This is a genomic window from Amycolatopsis sp. NPDC004625 (assembly GCF_040609695.1).
In the GTDB taxonomy this organism is placed as follows: Bacteria; Actinomycetota; Actinomycetes; order Mycobacteriales; family Pseudonocardiaceae; genus Amycolatopsis.
In genome coordinates this window covers 206,775-222,039 of the sequence record NZ_JBEXKX010000007.1, presented here as the reverse complement: position 1 = coordinate 222,039, position 15,265 = coordinate 206,775, and the positions used below count along the sequence as shown (strand labels likewise).

At 72.8% G+C, this 15,265-nt stretch carries 20 protein-coding genes; 10 read left to right on the top strand and 10 right to left on the bottom strand.

What is annotated here, in order from left to right; translation table 11 throughout:
• Positions 1-149: 149 nt before the first annotated feature.
• Positions 150-494, bottom strand: a complete 345-nt coding sequence (locus tag ABZW17_RS10860; protein WP_354811942.1) for a hypothetical protein — start codon at positions 492-494, stop codon at positions 150-152.
• A 54-nt stretch (positions 495-548) separates the two neighbouring features.
• On the opposite strand from ABZW17_RS10860, the gene ABZW17_RS10855 reads away from it, so the two are divergent.
• A complete protein-coding gene (locus tag ABZW17_RS10855) occupies positions 549-3,128 on the top strand; it encodes a tetratricopeptide repeat protein (RefSeq protein ID WP_354811940.1) in 2,580 nt (859 codons plus the stop codon).
• A gap of 45 nt (positions 3,129-3,173) precedes the next feature.
• On the opposite strand, the gene ABZW17_RS10850 is transcribed toward ABZW17_RS10855, so the two are convergent.
• The 4 genes from ABZW17_RS10850 to ABZW17_RS10835 all read right to left on the bottom strand — a co-directional run bounded on the left by ABZW17_RS10850 (position 3,174) and on the right by ABZW17_RS10835 (position 6,536).
• The gene (locus tag ABZW17_RS10850) at positions 3,174-3,749 is read right to left on the bottom strand and encodes a lactate utilization protein C (protein ID WP_354811938.1); all 576 of its coding nucleotides are present in this window, start codon (positions 3,747-3,749) and stop codon (positions 3,174-3,176) included.
• The gene (locus tag ABZW17_RS10845) at positions 3,746-5,131 is read right to left on the bottom strand and encodes a lactate utilization protein B (RefSeq protein WP_354812049.1); all 1,386 of its coding nucleotides are present in this window, start codon (positions 5,129-5,131) and stop codon (positions 3,746-3,748) included. Before ABZW17_RS10845 ends, ABZW17_RS10850 begins: the two co-directional genes overlap by 4 nt.
• A gap of 17 nt (positions 5,132-5,148) precedes the next feature.
• The gene (locus tag ABZW17_RS10840; RefSeq protein WP_354811936.1) at positions 5,149-5,874 is read right to left on the bottom strand and encodes a (Fe-S)-binding protein; all 726 of its coding nucleotides are present in this window, start codon (positions 5,872-5,874) and stop codon (positions 5,149-5,151) included.
• A gap of 92 nt (positions 5,875-5,966) precedes the next feature.
• On the bottom strand, positions 5,967-6,536 hold the full coding sequence (locus ABZW17_RS10835) for a TetR family transcriptional regulator (protein WP_354811934.1): 570 nt from the start codon (positions 6,534-6,536) through the stop codon (positions 5,967-5,969).
• 77 nt (positions 6,537-6,613) lie between these two features.
• On the opposite strand from ABZW17_RS10835, the gene ABZW17_RS10830 reads away from it, so the two are divergent.
• The 3 genes from ABZW17_RS10830 (at position 6,614) to ABZW17_RS10820 (ending at position 9,536) form a co-directional block, all read left to right on the top strand.
• Entirely contained in the window at positions 6,614-7,300 is a 687-nt protein-coding gene (locus ABZW17_RS10830) for an SDR family oxidoreductase (RefSeq protein WP_354811932.1), read from the top strand.
• An 87-nt stretch (positions 7,301-7,387) separates the two neighbouring features.
• Positions 7,388-8,791 (top strand): serine hydrolase domain-containing protein, encoded by a 1,404-nt coding sequence (locus tag ABZW17_RS10825; RefSeq protein WP_354811930.1) that lies wholly within the window; start codon positions 7,388-7,390, stop codon positions 8,789-8,791.
• Positions 8,792-8,813: 22 nt separating this feature from the next.
• Positions 8,814-9,536: a MerR family transcriptional regulator gene (locus ABZW17_RS10820; RefSeq protein ID WP_354811928.1), complete on the top strand. Its 723-nt coding sequence runs from the start codon at positions 8,814-8,816 to the stop codon at positions 9,534-9,536.
• A 2-nt stretch (positions 9,537-9,538) separates the two neighbouring features.
• On the opposite strand, the gene ABZW17_RS10815 is transcribed toward ABZW17_RS10820, so the two are convergent.
• Complete coding sequence (locus ABZW17_RS10815) at positions 9,539-9,943, bottom strand: STAS domain-containing protein (protein ID WP_354811926.1); 405 nt, start codon at positions 9,941-9,943, stop codon at positions 9,539-9,541.
• Between the two features lie 366 nt (positions 9,944-10,309).
• Between ABZW17_RS10815 and ABZW17_RS10810 the strand changes: the two genes are divergently transcribed.
• Together ABZW17_RS10810 and ABZW17_RS10805 are read left to right on the top strand one after the other, a co-directional pair.
• Complete coding sequence (locus tag ABZW17_RS10810) at positions 10,310-10,459, top strand: hypothetical protein (RefSeq protein ID WP_354811924.1); 150 nt, start codon at positions 10,310-10,312, stop codon at positions 10,457-10,459.
• Positions 10,456-10,857, top strand: coding sequence for a YkvA family protein (locus tag ABZW17_RS10805; protein ID WP_354811922.1), 402 nt, complete (start codon positions 10,456-10,458; stop codon positions 10,855-10,857). Before ABZW17_RS10810 ends, ABZW17_RS10805 begins: the two co-directional genes overlap by 4 nt.
• Here ABZW17_RS10805 and ABZW17_RS10800 read toward each other — a convergent pair.
• From ABZW17_RS10800 to ABZW17_RS10790, 3 genes are all read right to left on the bottom strand, one after another.
• Positions 10,850-11,023 (bottom strand): DUF397 domain-containing protein, encoded by a 174-nt coding sequence (locus ABZW17_RS10800; protein WP_354811920.1) that lies wholly within the window; start codon positions 11,021-11,023, stop codon positions 10,850-10,852. The two genes, ABZW17_RS10805 and ABZW17_RS10800, sit on opposite strands and share 8 nt — an antisense overlap.
• A 66-nt stretch (positions 11,024-11,089) precedes the next feature.
• Positions 11,090-11,278, bottom strand: a complete 189-nt coding sequence (locus ABZW17_RS10795; RefSeq protein WP_354811918.1) for a DUF397 domain-containing protein — start codon at positions 11,276-11,278, stop codon at positions 11,090-11,092.
• A 21-nt stretch (positions 11,279-11,299) separates the two neighbouring features.
• Positions 11,300-12,160, bottom strand: coding sequence for a helix-turn-helix transcriptional regulator (locus ABZW17_RS10790; protein WP_354811916.1), 861 nt, complete (start codon positions 12,158-12,160; stop codon positions 11,300-11,302).
• A 162-nt stretch (positions 12,161-12,322) separates the two neighbouring features.
• On the opposite strand from ABZW17_RS10790, the gene ABZW17_RS10785 reads away from it, so the two are divergent.
• The 4 genes from ABZW17_RS10785 to ABZW17_RS10770 all read left to right on the top strand — a co-directional run bounded on the left by ABZW17_RS10785 (position 12,323) and on the right by ABZW17_RS10770 (position 14,386).
• Positions 12,323-12,655, top strand: a complete 333-nt coding sequence (locus ABZW17_RS10785; RefSeq protein WP_354811914.1) for a hypothetical protein — start codon at positions 12,323-12,325, stop codon at positions 12,653-12,655.
• On the top strand, positions 12,652-13,188 hold the full coding sequence (locus tag ABZW17_RS10780) for a helix-turn-helix domain-containing protein (protein WP_354811912.1): 537 nt from the start codon (positions 12,652-12,654) through the stop codon (positions 13,186-13,188). Before ABZW17_RS10785 ends, ABZW17_RS10780 begins: the two co-directional genes overlap by 4 nt.
• A 194-nt stretch (positions 13,189-13,382) precedes the next feature.
• Complete coding sequence (locus ABZW17_RS10775; protein ID WP_354811910.1) at positions 13,383-13,754, top strand: hypothetical protein; 372 nt, start codon at positions 13,383-13,385, stop codon at positions 13,752-13,754.
• On the top strand, positions 13,751-14,386 hold the full coding sequence (locus ABZW17_RS10770) for a Scr1 family TA system antitoxin-like transcriptional regulator (protein ID WP_354811908.1): 636 nt from the start codon (positions 13,751-13,753) through the stop codon (positions 14,384-14,386). The genes ABZW17_RS10775 and ABZW17_RS10770 overlap by 4 nt, the downstream gene beginning before the upstream one ends.
• A 10-nt stretch (positions 14,387-14,396) precedes the next feature.
• Here the strand turns inward: ABZW17_RS10770 and ABZW17_RS10765 are convergent, their stop codons facing one another.
• Positions 14,397-15,236 carry an SDR family NAD(P)-dependent oxidoreductase gene (locus tag ABZW17_RS10765; protein WP_354811906.1) on the bottom strand — a complete coding sequence of 280 codons (840 nt, stop codon included), beginning with the start codon at positions 15,234-15,236 and terminating at the stop codon, positions 14,397-14,399.
• Positions 15,237-15,265 lie beyond the last annotated feature (29 nt).

Here is a 15,265-nt window from a genome sequence, read left to right as displayed (position 1 = left end):
CCGCCCCTTGACCACTTTTACGCCGGTTTTACCCGGAAGACCATTCGTCCGCTCCGAGACGCCGCTCGGCGACTGCCGGATTGCCGCCCCCGTCGGACCCTCCATACGCTCGATTCCTGGGCGAGTGTGTGTGAGGGGAAATGGAGCACTCACGACTGGTAGTCCACCGCACGGTGCTCGCGGTGGATATCGAAGGTTACGGGCGGCAAAGCAGGACGACGCCGCACCGGCTGGTTGTTCGGCAGGGGCTCGATCTCGCGTTGCGCCGTGCCTTCAAGGAGGCCGGGGTGCCGTGGTTCGACTGCAAGCACGAGAGCACCGGCGACGGGACGCTGGTGCTCGTGCCGGCGCAAATCCTCAAAGGACCCTTTGTCGAAGTCCTTTCCGGGGCGCTCGCCGGGGAACTCCGGCGGCACAATGAAACGCACCGGGCCGAGGAGCGGATCCGGCTGCGAATGGCGCTTCACGCGGGAGAAGTCGCCTATGACGATCAAGGGGCCACCGGGCCCGCGCTCAATCAGACATTTCGCCTGATCGAGGCTCCGCAGTTGAAGACCGCCTTGGCGGAATCGCCGGGAACGCTCGCGCTGATCGTTTCGACGTGGTTCTTCGACGAAGTCGTGCGCAGCAGCACGGTCGTGGACCCCTCGACGTTCCGGCCCGTGCACGTGGCCGTCAAGGAGACGGCGACCGTCGGCTGGATCAGCCTGCCCGACCACCCTTATCCGCCGGGTTCCGGAGAACTCGACGGCGAGCAGCGGCCCTCCGTCAGCGGCCGCTCGACGCTGCCGCGTGACCTGCCGGCCTTCACCGGCCGGGGCCAGGAGCTGGCCGAGCTCACCGCGACCGTGTCCACCGCCGCCGGGCAGGGCACGCTGGGGATGGCCGTCCACGTCGTCGACGGCATGCCGGGCATCGGGAAGACGACGTTCGCGGTGCGGGCCGCCTACCAGCTCGCTCCGTACTTCCCCGACGGCCAGGTCTTCCTCGAACTGCACGGCCACAGCCCCGGGCAGGCGCCCGTGGACCCCGGTGACGCCCTGGCTTCGCTGCTGCTCCTCTGGGGCGTCCCCGCGATCGCCATCCCGGCCGGCCTGGACGATCGCGCGCGGCTGTGGCGGGAAAAGCTGGCCGGGCGGAAGATCCTGCTGCTGCTCGACGACGCCGTCGGCGACGAGCAGGTCCGGCCGCTGCTGCCGGGCAGTCCCGGCAGCCTCGTGCTGGTCACCAGCCGGCGGCGGCTCGAGTCCGTCGCCGACGCCGGCCCGGTCTCGTTGCCGACCCTCCCGCCGCCGGACGCCGCCGCGATGTTCGAGCGCTACACCGGTACGCGCGGGCACGATCCCCGGGCCGTGGCCGAGCTGATGGCGATGTGCGGGTACCTGCCGCTGGCCATCGCGCTCACCGCCGGCCGCCTGCGGAACCACCCCTGCTGGACGCCCGGGCAGCTGGCCGACGACCTCCGGTGCTCCCGCAACCGGATCACGATGCTGCGCGCGGGCAACCGGACCGTCGCCGCGGCGTTCGACCTCTCCTACCGGGACCTGAGCCCGGACGAGAAACGGCTCTTCCGCCGCCTCGGCCTGCACCCCGGCACGCGGATCGAGACGCGCGCGGCCGCGGCGCTCGACGGCGAAGAACCGGAACCGACCCGGGATCGCCTGGATGCGTTGTACCTCAACCACCTCCTGGAAGAGGTGGCTCCCGGCCGGTACCGCCTGCACGACCTGACCCGGGCCTACAGCCTGACCCTGGACGGCGAAGGCGGTGACGACAAGGCCTTCGAACGCCTGCTGGACTACTACCTCTACGCCGTCCGGTCGGCGACGCGGTTCGTCGCCACCCGCGGCCCGCGCCCGGAGATCGCCGCCGAGGCGCCGGCGGGGACCCACGAGTTCGAGTCGGAAGGCGAGGCGATCGCCTGGCTGAGCGCGGAACGCGCCGAGCTCGGGGCGTGCATCACCTACGCCGCGGTCCACGACCACCTGCACCGGGCCGCCGAGCTCGCGGTCGCCCTCCACCCCTATCTCGAGCAGCACGGGTACTGGCACGACGCCCACCGGATCGACCAGGCCGTGCTGGCCGCGGAACAGGCGGCGGGAAACCTCACGGACGAGGCGGCCACCCGCGCGGACCTGGGCCGCGTGCGGAGCCTGCTCGGCGACCATCCCGCGGCGGTCGAGGACCTCCTCCGGGCGCGGGACCTGTACGCCCGGTCGGGCGACCGGCTCGGCGAAGCCGCCGCGCTGACCGAAATCGGGTTCGCCCGCATGGAACTCTGCGAGTACCCGGAAGCGATCGAGTACCTCACGCGGGCCCGCGCGCTCTACGAGAGGCTGGAGAACCCGTTCGGGATCGCCGGCGCGCTCGGCAGCCTCGCGAGCGTGCAGTTCCGGATCGGGCGCCACGACGCCGCCCGGGCGGACGGTGAACGGGCCCTGGCGCTGTACGTCGAACTCGGCAACCGGCTCGGCGAGGCGCTGAGCCTGCTCTGCATCGGCTGCACCTACGGCGTCTGCGGGGACTTCGCGGGCGCGATCGGCATCTTCGACCAGGTGCTTTCGCTGTCCCGGGAGCTCGGCGACCGGTACACGGAGGCCCGGGCGCTGAACAACCTCGGCCGCATGCACTTCGAGCTCGGCAACCACGGGAAGGCCGACAGCTGCTACAGCAGCGCCCAGCTCATCTACAGCCGCCTGGACAGCCGGACCCGCGAGGCGGTCGCCCTGAACAACCTCGGCCGCCTGCACCACGCGTGCGGCAACTTCCGGCTGTCGCTGAGGTACCTGCAGCGCGCCCAGGTGCTGTTCGGTGACGACCGGGCGTGGCAGGCCGAGAACCTCAACAACCTCGGCGGCCTGGCCCTGGCCTGGCCCGAGGCGGGCGACCCCGGTGCGTTCTACCGCCAGGCCCTCGACCAGTCGAGGGCCATCGGGATCCGGCTGCAGGAAGGGCGGGCGCTCGAGGGACTGGGCCGGTACGCGCTCAGGGGCGCGGACGTCGCCGACGGCGTCGCCCGGCTGCGGGAGGCGTTGGCGGTGTTCGAGGAGCTGAAGGCGCCGGAGGCGAAGGCGGTGCGGACCGCGCTCGCCGGTGCGGTCGTTTCGGCTTCGCTCGCCTCCGGGTGAACCGGGGGCGTACGACGGGGTGCGTGCGGAAGGTGGCCGCCGTGGTCAGTCCGTGATGACGATGACGTGCAGGGTTCGCGGTCCGTGCACGCCTTCCACGCGGGTCAGCTCGATGTCGCTGGTGGCGCTCGGGCCGCTGATCCACGTCTGCGGGCGGGCCGGGTCCAGGGCCGCCACCGCCTGCGGGACGCCCGGGACGATCCGGTCCGCCCGCAGGACGCACACGTGCACGTCCGGTACCAGGCTCAGCGCCCGGCGGCCCTGGCCCGGGCCGTGGTCCAGGACGATCGTGCCGGTCGTCGCGATGCCCAGGGCCGCCGTGGTGACCACCGCGTCGAACTCCGTCAGGTCCGTGCCCGGTGGCGCGCCGCCCTCGACGTCCACCGGGAATCCCGGTGGGACCAGGACTTTCCGCGCCGGTCCGAGGGCCGTGCGGATCGCCGCCGGCAGTTCGGCGGCGGGACACCGGGTGAGGCCGGCGCGGTAGTCGGCCACGCGGGCCGCGAACACCTCGACGACGTCCGCGACAGCCGGGTGGGTGCGCGGGACCGGAATCCCGGTCCGGTCCGCGGTCCGCAACGCAGCGCGAACCGACGCCAGGATCTCCTCGCGGGCCGTCATCGCCGCCGCCAGGCCCGGAACGATTCGCGCGGCGGCGCGGGCAGGTCGCGGGTGTCCGTCCACAGTGAACCCGGCCACGGCAGCCGACGGCCGAGGCGGGGCAGCACCCAGCCCAGCACGCGGTGAACCCAGCGGAGGCGACGGGCGTCCGAGAGTACCCAGGACGCCGTTTTCATCGCCACGGCCTCGGGTGCCGGGATCCCGCCGCGGTGCGCGTCGACCACCTGGGACCGCAGATGCACCAGCACGTCCGGGATGTCGATCCGCACCGGGCACACCTCGAAACAGGCGCCGCACAAGCTGGACGCGTACGGCAGCGAGTCCGTCTGCTCGTCGACGCCGACGCCCTTGAGCAGCGGGTTGAGGATCGCGCCGATCGGGCCCGGGTAGACCGAACCGTAGGCGTGGCCGCCGGTCCGTTCGTACACCGGGCAGACGTTCAGGCACGCCGAGCAGCGGATGCAGCGCAGCGCCTGCCGGCCGACCTCGTCCGCGAGCGCGCGCGTGCGGCCGTTGTCCAGCAGCACCACGTGCATCTCCTGCGGCCCGTCGCCCGGCGTCACGCCCGACCACGTCGACGTGTACGGGTTCATCCGCTCCCCCGTGCTCGACCGCGGCAGCAGCTGCAGGAACACGTCGAGGTCGGCCCACGTCGGGACGAGCTTTTCGATGCCCACCACCGAAACCAGCACCTCGGGCAGCGTCAGGCACATCCGGCCGTTGCCCTCGGACTCCACGACCACGAGCGTGCCGCTTTCGGCGACGGCGAAGTTCGCGCCGGAGACGGCCATCTTCGCCCGCAGGAACTTCTCGCGCAGGTGCCGCCGGGCCGCGCCGGCCAGCTCGGCCGGGTCGTCGGTCAGGTCCTCGGGCGCCCCGGCCATCTCGCGGCGGAAGAGGTCCCGGATCTCCGCGCGGTCGCGGTGGATCGCCGGCACCAGGATGTGGCTCGGCCGGTCGTCGCCGAGCTGCACGATGAGCTCGGCGAGGTCGGTCTCCCAGGCCGTGACGCCGTGCTCGGCGAGGGCCTCGTTCAGCCCGATCTCCTGCGTCGCCATCGACTTCACCTTGACGACCTCGTCGACGCCGTGGGCGCGCGCGATGCCGGCGACGACGTCGCACGCTTCCCGGGCGTCACGCGCCCAGTGCACCGTCACTCCCCTGGCCTGCAACGCCGCTTCGAGGGTCAGCAGGTGCTCGTCGAGGCGGCGCAGCGTGGTGTCCTTGATCGCCGCGCCCGCCAGGCGCAGCTCCTCCCACTCGGCCACCTCGCCGACGACGGCCGCGCACTTGGCCCGGATCGTGCCGGTCGCGTGGGCGAGGGTGCGCCGCAGCCGGGTGTCGGCCAGGGCCTCCCGGGCCGCCGCCGGGAAGGCGGGCATGCCGACGAACGTGGCGCTCACGCGTCCTCCCCGGTCGAGGCCAGCACGTCGGCCAGGTGCAGCACGCGCACGCCGGACCGCTGCCGCGAAAGCAGGCCGCCGACGTGCAGCAGGCAGGAGTTGTCGCCCGCGACGAGCACTTCCGCCCCGGTTTCGCGGACGTGCCGGACCTTGTCGGCGCCCATCGCGGCGGACGTCTCGGCGTTCTTCACGGCGAAGGTGCCGCCGAAGCCGCAACATTCCTCCGCCCCGGGCAGCTCGGCGAGGTCGATGCCGCGGACCGCGCGCAGCAGCCGCAGCGGCTTGTCGCCGACGCCGAGCATGCGCAGCGAGTGGCAGGTCGGGTGGTAGGTGACGCGGTGCGGGAACACCGCGCCGACGTCGGTCACGCCGAGCACGTCGACGAGGAATTCGCTCAGCTCCAGCACTTTCGGCCCGGTTTCGGCCAGCTTCGGCTCTCCCGCGCGCCGTGCGACGAGGCCGTGCTGGTGCCGCGCCGACCCCGCGCACGAACCCGACGGCGTCACGACGTAGTCGTACCCGGCGAACGCCCGGGCGAACGCGCGGAGCACCGGCACGGCCTCGTCGAGGTAGCCGGTGTTGACCATCGGCTGGCCGCAGCAGGTCTGCGCCGCCGGGAAGTCCGCGTCCACGCCGAGGCGGCGCAGCAGCCGGAACACGGCTTTGCCGGTGTCCGGGAACAGCGTGTCGTTGATGCAGGTGACGAGCACGGCGACTCTCATGCACGCACCCTCCGGATTAAAAGGTTTCAACTCCGCGGTGTGCCGACGCTACTACGCCGCTCAGCGTAGGGTCAATACCGAATTAAGACGTTTCAAGAACCGAAGAGGATGTGCCGCAGGACGCGGGTCAGCTGGTCGGCGAGGGCGGCCGCGGGCAGCTCGGCGAGCGGCCCGGTCCGGGCGATGTACCGGTTGACCGTCACGCCGATGAGCTGCGCCCCGAGCAGCGCGACGCGGACGGCGACGTCCTCGCCGTCGACGACCTCCCGGTAGGCCCGGATGCTGCTCTCCTCCATCGCGCCGTACAGCTTCGCCGCCGCCTGCTGGTCCGAGGCGATGCTGCGCAGCAGGACCACGAGCGGGTCGGTGGCCGCACCGGCCTCCATCCGCTCGACGTACGCGCGCGCGACGCGCTCGGGCAGCGTGCCCGGGTCGCCGGCGATCACCGCGTCGAGCTCCCGGTGCCCCGGCACGGCGGCCAGGAACAGCTGCTCCTTCGACCCGAACTGCCGCAGGACCAGGCCGTGGGTGACGCCGGCGCGCGAGGCGATGTCCCGGACCGTCGCCCGGGCGAACCCGCGTTCGCCGAAGGAACTGCGGGCGGCGTCCAGGATGGCCTGGCGGTGCCCTTCCGGGTCACGGCGGTGCGGACGTCGGGTCATGCCGGTCAATTTACCAAGCGGTCAGCAAGCCCTCTATGCTCGTTAATGACCAAGTGGTCACCAGGACGGAGAGACCCATGAGCACCACGATGATCATCGGCGGCACCGACGGGCTCGGCCGCTTCATCGCCCGGCGGCACGCCGACCGCGGCGCCGCGGTGGTGATCGCCGGCCGCGACGCGGCCCGCGCCGAAGCGGTCGCGAAGGAGATCGGCCCGGCCGCGACCGGCCTCGGCCTGGACCTCGCCCGCCCGGAGACCATCGCCGCCTCGGCCGCGGGCGTGCCCCCGCTCGACCACCTGGTGATCACCGCCAGCCACCAGCGCCCCAACACGCTGCAGGACTTCGACGTCGCCGCGGCGGTCACGGCCGTGACGACCAAGCTGGTCGGCTACACCGAGGCCGTCCGGGTGCTGAGAGCGCACTTCACGCCCACGGCGTCGGTCGTGCTCTTCGGCGGCCTGGCCAAGGAACGGCCCTACCCGGGCTCGACCGTGATCACCACCTTCAACAGCGCCGTCACCGGCCTGGTGAAGACCCTCGCGATCGAGCTCGCGCCGCACCGGGTCAACGCCCTGCACCCGGGCCTGGTCGGCGACAGCCCCCGGTGGCGCGACACCGACCTCGGGCACCAGGCCGCGCGCACGCCGACCGGCCGCCTGGTCACGATGTCCGAGATCGCCGACGCGACCGACTTCCTGCTCCGCAACGGCGGGATGAACGGCCACGACCTGTTCGTCGACGGCGGCTTCCTCACCCGCTGACCCTCACCCGCTGACCGCACCCGCTGACCGCACCGGGACGGATCCGGGCTTGACCCTGCCCCTGGGGCAGGGTTCGACGATGCCGTCATGAACGAAAACACCGTCGCAGCCCGGATCCGCGACCAGCTCACCGACGACGTCCCCGGGTTCGTCGCGGGCGTCCACCACGCCGGCGACCAGGTCGTCGTCGCGCACGGCACCGCCAACGTCACCACCGGGGCGCCGATGCGCGAGGACACCGGCTTCCTCTTCGGCTCCGTCACCAAGGTCCTGACCACCACCCTGGTCCTGCAGCAGGTCGAACGCGGCCACCTCGACCTCGACCAGCCCGTCGTCACGTACCTGCCGGAATTCGCCCTGGCCACGCCGGGTGCCGCGGACAAGATCCTCGTCCGGCACCTGATCTCGCACACCAACGGCATCGACGCCGACCTGTACTTCCCCGACGCCCGGGGCCGCGACGCCCTCAAGACCTACGTCGAGGGCCTCGGCAGCAGCTGCGGGACGCTGTTCGAGCCCGGCGAGCAGCTCAGCTACTCCAACGGCGGCATGATCGTCGCCGGCCGCCTGCTGGAGGCGGTGACCGGCCTGTCCTTCCCCGAACTGCTCGAACGCGACGTCTACACACCGGTCGGGATGCGCGATTCCGCCACCTCGGCCGAGCGGGCCATCCTGCGCAGCACGGCGATCGGCCACTTCCCGGACCCCGAGACCGGCGAACCCCGGCCCACGACCCTGTTCACCCTGCCCGACACCTGGGGTCCGGCCGGCGGCACGCCGATCGGCACCGTCGCCGACCTGCTCGCCTTCGGGCGCACCCACCTCGCCGGCGGCGTCTCCCCGGACGGCACACGCGTGCTTTCGGCCGGGTCGACCGCGCTGATGCAGCAGGTCCGGCACGACATGGGCACCCCGAACGTGCCGCCGATGGGCCTGGGCTGGGTGCGCTACCCGTTCGGCGAAACGACCGTGCTCGCCATGTCGGGCGCCTCCCCCGGCGGCGTGGCCATCCTGTGCGTCGTGCCCGAGCACGACTTCGTCTTCACGGCCTTCGGCAACACGCCGGGCGCGATCGTGCTGCACGACCGGATCCTGCGGACGCTCCTGAAGGACCACCTGGGCGTCCGGATTCCCGCGCTGCTCACCGAGCCGCCCGCCGACGACGTCGACCTCACGCCCTACGTCGGCACCTACCGCTCGAACCAGCTGCGCATCGACGTCGGCGCCGTCGGCGGCCGGCTGGAAGAGCGGGTGACCTACGAGCCCGCCGACGCCGCCCAGGAGCGCATCTTCACGCAGTTCGCCGGGGGCGCGACCGCCGCCCCGCCGCAGCGGTACGTGCCGGTGGGGCCCGGGCTGTTCGCCCCGGCCGGCTACCCGGCGGAGACGTTCGACGGCTACCTGCGGCTGCTGCTCGTGTCCTACCACGACGTCCGCGACGGCCGGGCCCGCTTCCGCAACGGCGGCGGCCGCCTGACCCGCCGGACGTGACCGGCCTGGGAGGATGGGCACCATGATCACGATCGGCCGGCTCGCCGAGTACGCCGGGGTGAGCGTCAAAGCCGTCCGCCACTACCACGAGCGCGGCCTGCTCGCCGAGCCCGGCCGTGACTCGTCCGGCTACCGGCGCTACACCGCCCAGCACGCCGTCGACCTGGTCAAGATCCGGACCCTGGCCGCGGCGGGCGTCCCGCTGGCGCGCGTCAAGGACCTCCTGGACGCCGATCCGGACCAGCTCGCGGAGGCCATCGCCGAGATCGACGGCGACCTCCGGGACCGCATCGAGGGCCTGCGGCGCACCCGCGAACAGCTCGCCCAACTGCGCGGCGGCGAGCGGCTCTTCGTCGCCTCGGAGGTCGCCGCCCACCTCGACGAGCTGCGCGCTCTCGGTGCCAGCGACCGCCAGATCCGGCTGGAACGCGACGGCTGGATCCTCATGCACACCGCCTCCCCCGAGGACGCCGCCGTCTGGATCACCGAAAAACGCGAGCTCATCGAGGGTGACGCCGAGTTCCGCGCCCTGTACCTCGACCACGACGCCGCGTTCGGCTGGGCGCCGGACGACCCCCGGCTCGCGGCGCTCGCGGACCGCACGCGGACCTGGATGGCCGGTCACCGGAGCCGGTCCGAGCCGCGGCCCGTGCAGAACCCGGCCATCGCCCGGCTGGCCCGGCAGTCCCAGCCCGGGGCGACGTCACCGGCGTGGGATCGGCTCGCCCGGCTGATGCAGGACTGACGTCACCGCAGCCGGCGCAGCAGCGAAAGCCAGTCCTCGGCCTTGGCGCGGTCGCGGTGCAGCGGCAGGACGCGGTCGAGCTGCAGCACCCGGACCGGGCGCAGCACCGCGCGGCCGGTGGCGACGATCGCGCACGGGATGCCGCGGGCGTGGGCGGTGGTGACGACCTCCAGCAGCACCGCCAGCGCCCCGGCGGAACAGAAGGTGACCCCGGCCAGGTCGAGGACGAGGGCCTCCGGCGTCCGGCGCAGCTCCGCCTCCAGCTGGTCGTGCAGGGACGCGGTGACGGCCAGGTCGAAGTCGCCGGTCACCGCGACAGCGGTGTGCCCGGCGGCGTGGGTGACGGTGACGCGCGTGCGCACCGGGAGAACGTGGGCCACCTCGACCGGGCTGGGCGTCGCGAGCATCAGAGGCCTCCTCGTCGAGACGGAAGGCCGCGCGCCGCCGCGCCTCCCGTGCGGCCGGCCGCCTGCGGGCAGCCGGATCCGGTGGGCGGCTGGTGGTCTCAACCGCAGCGGCACGGCGGGAAAGCCGCGACGCCGAACCGGGACACCCCGGCAGGTGAGCTACTGCCCATCCGGCGCACTGTTCAACCCCTGATCACCGGACCCGGCGACGGGACTTCCGCACCGGCCGGCTGGGGCGCAGCGGGTGGCGGGGTGGCGCTCGGCCGGTACGCTCCCCCTGCGCAACCGGTGTGCTGCTGCCCGCGCGGCCGCCGGGGGTGCGGGAGATCCGCCGGCCGGCGGGTCCGCCGCCAGGGGGTGCTGCCGATGGTTTTCACCGAACCGGGTGAGGAACGGCCGGTGCTTTCCGGCGCCACCGCCACCCACGCCGGAGGCGAGGGACCAGCAGCCGGCCTGCCGCGGTTCCACGGCCGGGGCGCGGTCGAGGAAGCCGGGATTCCCCGGGACGTCCGGTGAACGGCTGGGACCTGCTCATCGGCCTCGCCGCGGCGCTGCTGCTGGCGTGGCTCGTGCTGGTGGTGGCGCTGGTCGTGGTGCGGCCGCGCGGCGGGCTGCTGCGGGAGGCGCTGCGGCTGCTGCCGGACGTCCTGCGGCTCATCCGGCGCCTCGCCGGCGACAAGACGCTCCCCCGCGGCGTCCGGGTGCGGCTCGGGCTGCTGCTGGCCTACCTCGCGCTGCCCATCGACCTCGTGCCGGACTTCGTTCCGGTGCTCGGGTACGCCGACGACGCCATCATCGTCACGGCGGTGCTGCGCGGCGTCGTCCGACGGGCCGGGCTCGACGCCGTGCGCGCCCACTGGCCCGGCACCGACGACGGGTTCGCGGCCCTGGCGCGCCTGACCGGGATCAGCTGACCTCGGTCAGGAAGGCGGTCCAGGCGGCATCCGGGACGACGAAGTGGCCGCCGCCCGGGTCTTTCGAGTCACGGACGGCGGCGCCCTCGCCGAGGATTGCCACCTCGACGCACTCGTTGCCTTCTTGGCCGCTGTAGCTGCTCTTCCGCCACAGTGCTTCGTCCACCTTCAGTCTCCTTCGCCCGGCGAAGCGGGCGAGCACCGGCCAGCCCCGGCGCTCGCCCGAACTTCGCTACTTCACGGCCGCCAGGAACGCCGACCAACCGGCCTCCGGCACGGCGAAGAACCCGCCCTGCGGGTCTTTCGAGTCACGAACGGCAGCACCATCGCCGAGAATCGCCACCTCGACGCATTCGTTGCCGCCCCCGCCGCTGTAGCTACTCTTCCGCCACACTGCCTCCGGCAGTTGCGTGTTGTCCACGTTGGGTCTCCAGTCTTTTGTTCACTCGGCCGCTCCGATTATCCCCAGCAGCAGGGCACGGGACCCGTCCGCATCCTCCGCTGCCTCCCACAGCCTGCCGAACGCGTCGACATACGGGCGAACTTCGGCTTCCTGCTCGAGGTACACACCGGTTCGCAGCAGCTCGATGTAGCCGATCTCAGGCTCGTTGTCGTCGAAGCTCAAGATGCTGAAGGGATAGCCCATCGCGTAGTACGCGCCGCGCTCGCTCTTCAGGAACCTGATGTCGACGTTCGGCAGCTCCATCAGCTCGGCGATCCGGCGCAGCTGCCCGAGCCAGGTTTCACGACCGCCCACCTGGATCCGGAGCACTGCTTCGGTCAGCACGCACCGGACTGCCAGTGGCGAATCGTCCGTCAGCCGAGCCTGCCGTCGGATGCGTGCCTGAACTCGCTCCTCCGACAGCCCGCCGTCCGAGGCAACCGTCGTGTCGATCACCCTGGCGTAGTCGGCGGTCTGCAGCAGGCCGGGTACGACATCGATCTTGAAGATGCGCACCTCGGATGCCTCGGACTCCAGGGCCACGTACTCGCGCACGTCCGCGGCGAACGCGTCGGCCGAAATCTGCTCCAGCCAGCGGGAACTGTGGGCGGTCTGCGCGTCGCGGAACAGGGCGTCCCGCTCGTCCGGCGGGCGGCCGAAGTGCAGGGCCAGCGTCATCACGTCGGCCGGGGTGATGGGCAGCTTGGCCGTCTCGATGCGCGACTGCTTCGCGTTCGACCAGCCGACCGCCCTCGCCACCTCGACCTGGTCCTGACCGCTCTCCAGCCGCCAGGCCGCGATCGTGCGGGCGATCCGCCGCATGCGGACACCGGACGTCTTCGCCTTGACCTCGTCGGGCACGGTGCTCCTCTCCTCGAAATCGCCGCCGAGCCTACGGCAGCCACGTCAAGTTGCGCCGTCACCCGATCGACTGACTCTGTAAATTTACAGGCACCACAGCTTGCATGGCGTGCAATTTTGCCTGACAGTGAGGCCAGCACGAGCCACCTCGGGGAGGACCACATGAACAGCGCGGATGCGTGGGGACGGGTGCCCGCGGCGTGGGAGCGGGCGAGCGGCGCCATCACCGTCGCCCGCGAACGGGGCTGGACGTGGCAGGCGCGCCCGGCCGGCTCGGCCGAACCGGACGAACTGCTCGGCCGGCGGACCACGGCCACGCACGAGGACGTCGTGGTCATCGAGGCCGGCAAGGACCCGATGCAGGCCATCGGCGCCCGGTTCGCCCCGGGCGACTGGGGCAGGCCCGGCACCGCGCCGATCCGGGGCCCGATCACCGGCGCGCCCGACGAGGTGCTGTTCACCGTGCTGGGCTGGACCGGCGAGGACACGCCATGACGCTGCGACCCCGGCTGTCGGACCGGCAGCGCCGCACCCTCGCCACCGCCGTCCGGGACGCCGACCGCGGCCGGCGCGTCCGGGCCGCGGCCGTCCAGCACTGGTACGACGGGCGATCCCAGGCCGACGCGGCCGCCCGCGCGAACGTCTCGCCGACAACGATCCGGCGCTGGGTGCGGGTCTTCCAGGAGACCGGCACCGTCCCGAAAGGACAGCCGCACCAGGGCGGGCCCGCCACGCTGCACTCGCCGCGCGGGACCGTCATCGCGCTGTCCAGCCGCCAGTTCCGGGTCACCCTCGGCGCGGAACTGCTGGCGGCACGGCGGGTGCGCGGCTGGTCGCGGGCCCAGGTGGTCACCGCCGGCGGGATCGGCTACAGCCCGGCCATCCTCGGGCACTGGGAACGCGGCAGCCGGGCGATCCCGCTCGTCGCGTTCGCGATCCTCGGCCACGCGCTGGGCCTCGACCCCGGGGAGGTGATCCGGCGATGCTACGACGAGTCGTTCGCCCACGTCCGCGGGCTGCCCCGGTGAGCGGCTTCCTCCCCGGCGTGGAGACTGGAGGGAAACCACGTCCGGGAAGGAAGCCGCCGGCGCCGGGCGCTGCTGGGCCCGGCCCGTCGACGGTAGCGAACGGGTGCCCGCTCGCGGCCGCTTGTCACCGACGCGGGTCAACCCGCTCGGTCACGTCCGTTCCCGCCGAATCCCGTCCCGAGGTGGTGGCCGGCGTGCCGCAGGCCGAAGCCGCGTGGCCGTCCGCGACCGACCTGCGGCTCGCCGAGCACCCGGAGTTCGTGCTCCTGTGCCGCGTCCTCGGCGGGCTGCGCCGACTGTCCATTCCGGACGGTCCTGTCCGATCCGGAGCCGCCATGCCCCGCGCCACGCACCACCTCGTCGACCTCCTGCGCGCCACCCAGACCCGGATCGCCGTGCTCACCACCCGGCTCGCCGACGGCACGGCGGGCCCGGACGAGCAACGCGCCTTCGCCGACCAGGCCGAGGACCTGGCCGACCTGCTCCGCTCGCACGCGGACGACGTCGACGCCGGGATCGTCGCGGCCCCACGGCACCTCTTCGACACGAATCGGGAAACAGCATGAAGAAACCGCCCCTGCGCCCGGCCTTGCTCCTGCTGGGCACCGGCCTGCGCGACCTGCGCACCGCGCGGGGCCTGGGCCTGCGCGCCCTGGCCCGCAAGCTGGGCCTGTCCGCCGCCGACCTGTCGGCGTGGGAACTGGGCACCCGCCGTCCCCCGGCCGAGGCCGCCGCGTACATCCTCGGTTACCTGCAGGCGAAGCCGGCCGAGTACCGGCAGCTGATGCACCTGCACCGGCAGAGCGACCAGCCGGCGTACCTCGAGGACGTCAGCGTGCCGTCGGTGTCCGAGCAGCACGCGGTCCGCGGGTGGGAGTGGGCCCCGCACGCGGTGCCGGACATCCCGCCTTCGGTGCCGCCGGGCATCCTCCTGGTGAGCGAAGCCGCCTGGCGGGCGGCCGGCGAGCTGCCCCGGCCGGCGCACGTCACGGTCCACGTGGTGCCGGACGGCACGGGCACGAGCCACGGCTTCCGGATCCTCGAACTGGCGTCCGGCACGATGACGGTGCTCGTCCACCACGAACACGCCCGCATCCACCTGGGCGACGCGCGCACGATCGAACGCTACCGGGCGACTTTCGCGCGGCTGCACCGGAAAGCGCTCGACCGGGCGCGGGAGGCCACGCCGATCCGGTGAGCCCGGCGCCTCAGCCGAACGCGGCCAGCGCGACCGGCTCCCACCTGCGCCAGCCGTCGAGGCGTTCGCGGTACTCGGCTTCGACCGCCGCGAACGACTTGCCGAAGAACATCCGCCGCGGCGGGTCGTCGGTGTCCGCGAGCTGCAGCATCGGGGCGCGGGTCGCCCGCGGATCGCCGAGGTCCCACGCGATCCGCGTCGCCTCGCGCACCGCGTCGTAGGCCGGGTCCGGCTCGCTCTGCCGGACGCTGGTGCCGCCGAAGTCCGTCCGGTACGGGCCGGGTTCCAGGCAGATCACGTCGATCCCGAAGGCCGCGACCTCCTGCCGCAGGGACTCGGAAAGCCCTTCCACGGCCCACTTCGACGCGTGGTAGGCGCCGATGCCGGGGAAGGCGCGGACACCGCCTTCGCTGGTGACCTGGATGATCCGGCCGTGGCCTTGGCGGCGCATGACCGGCAGGGCGGCCTGGGTCAGCCAGAGCGCGCCGAAGAAGTTCGTCTCGAGTTGCGCGCGGACCTCGTCCTCGGTGAGTTCCTCGACCATCCCGAAGTGGCCGTACCCGGCGTTGTTGACCAGCACGTCCAGCGAACCGAACGCGGCGACCGCCCGCCGCACCGCCTCAGCCGCGGCGGCGCGGTCGGTGACGTCCAGCGGCAGCGGCAGCACGGCGTCGCCGTAGCGGTCGGCGAGCGGGCGCAGGCTTTCGACGTCCCGCGCGGTGGCCGCCACCCGGTCGCCGCGGTCGAGGGCCGCTTCGGTCCACTCGCGGCCGAAGCCCTTGGAGGTCCCGGTGATGAACCAGTTCTTCACGACAGCCTTCCTTTCTACGTCCTGAGCTAACAGTAGCATGGACTGCATTAATGCGTCACATGCTAGGC

Excerpts from the sequence above, each read along its gene's own strand:
- ABZW17_RS10810 (WP_354811924.1), top strand. The coding sequence starts at position 10,310 with ATGGTTTTCACCGAACCGGGTGAGGAACGGCCGGTGCTTTCCGGCGCC.
- ABZW17_RS10850 (WP_354811938.1), bottom strand. The coding sequence starts at position 3,749 with ATGACGGCCCGCGAGGAGATCCTGGCGTCGGTTCGCGCTGCGTTGCGG.
- ABZW17_RS10820 (WP_354811928.1), top strand. The coding sequence starts at position 8,814 with ATGATCACGATCGGCCGGCTCGCCGAGTACGCCGGGGTGAGCGTCAAA.
- ABZW17_RS10835 (WP_354811934.1), bottom strand. The coding sequence starts at position 6,536 with ATGACCCGACGTCCGCACCGCCGTGACCCGGAAGGGCACCGCCAGGCC.
- ABZW17_RS10845 (WP_354812049.1), bottom strand. The coding sequence starts at position 5,131 with ATGCCCGCCTTCCCGGCGGCGGCCCGGGAGGCCCTGGCCGACACCCGG.
- ABZW17_RS10825 (WP_354811930.1), top strand. The coding sequence starts at position 7,388 with ATGAACGAAAACACCGTCGCAGCCCGGATCCGCGACCAGCTCACCGAC.
- ABZW17_RS10770 (WP_354811908.1), top strand. The coding sequence starts at position 13,751 with ATGAAGAAACCGCCCCTGCGCCCGGCCTTGCTCCTGCTGGGCACCGGC.
- ABZW17_RS10840 (WP_354811936.1), bottom strand. The coding sequence starts at position 5,874 with ATGAGAGTCGCCGTGCTCGTCACCTGCATCAACGACACGCTGTTCCCG.
- ABZW17_RS10785 (WP_354811914.1), top strand. The coding sequence starts at position 12,323 with ATGAACAGCGCGGATGCGTGGGGACGGGTGCCCGCGGCGTGGGAGCGG.
- ABZW17_RS10815 (WP_354811926.1), bottom strand. The coding sequence starts at position 9,943 with ATGCTCGCGACGCCCAGCCCGGTCGAGGTGGCCCACGTTCTCCCGGTG.
- ABZW17_RS10765 (WP_354811906.1), bottom strand. The coding sequence starts at position 15,236 with ATGCTACTGTTAGCTCAGGACGTAGAAAGGAAGGCTGTCGTGAAGAAC.
- ABZW17_RS10830 (WP_354811932.1), top strand. The coding sequence starts at position 6,614 with ATGAGCACCACGATGATCATCGGCGGCACCGACGGGCTCGGCCGCTTC.
- ABZW17_RS10780 (WP_354811912.1), top strand. The coding sequence starts at position 12,652 with ATGACGCTGCGACCCCGGCTGTCGGACCGGCAGCGCCGCACCCTCGCC.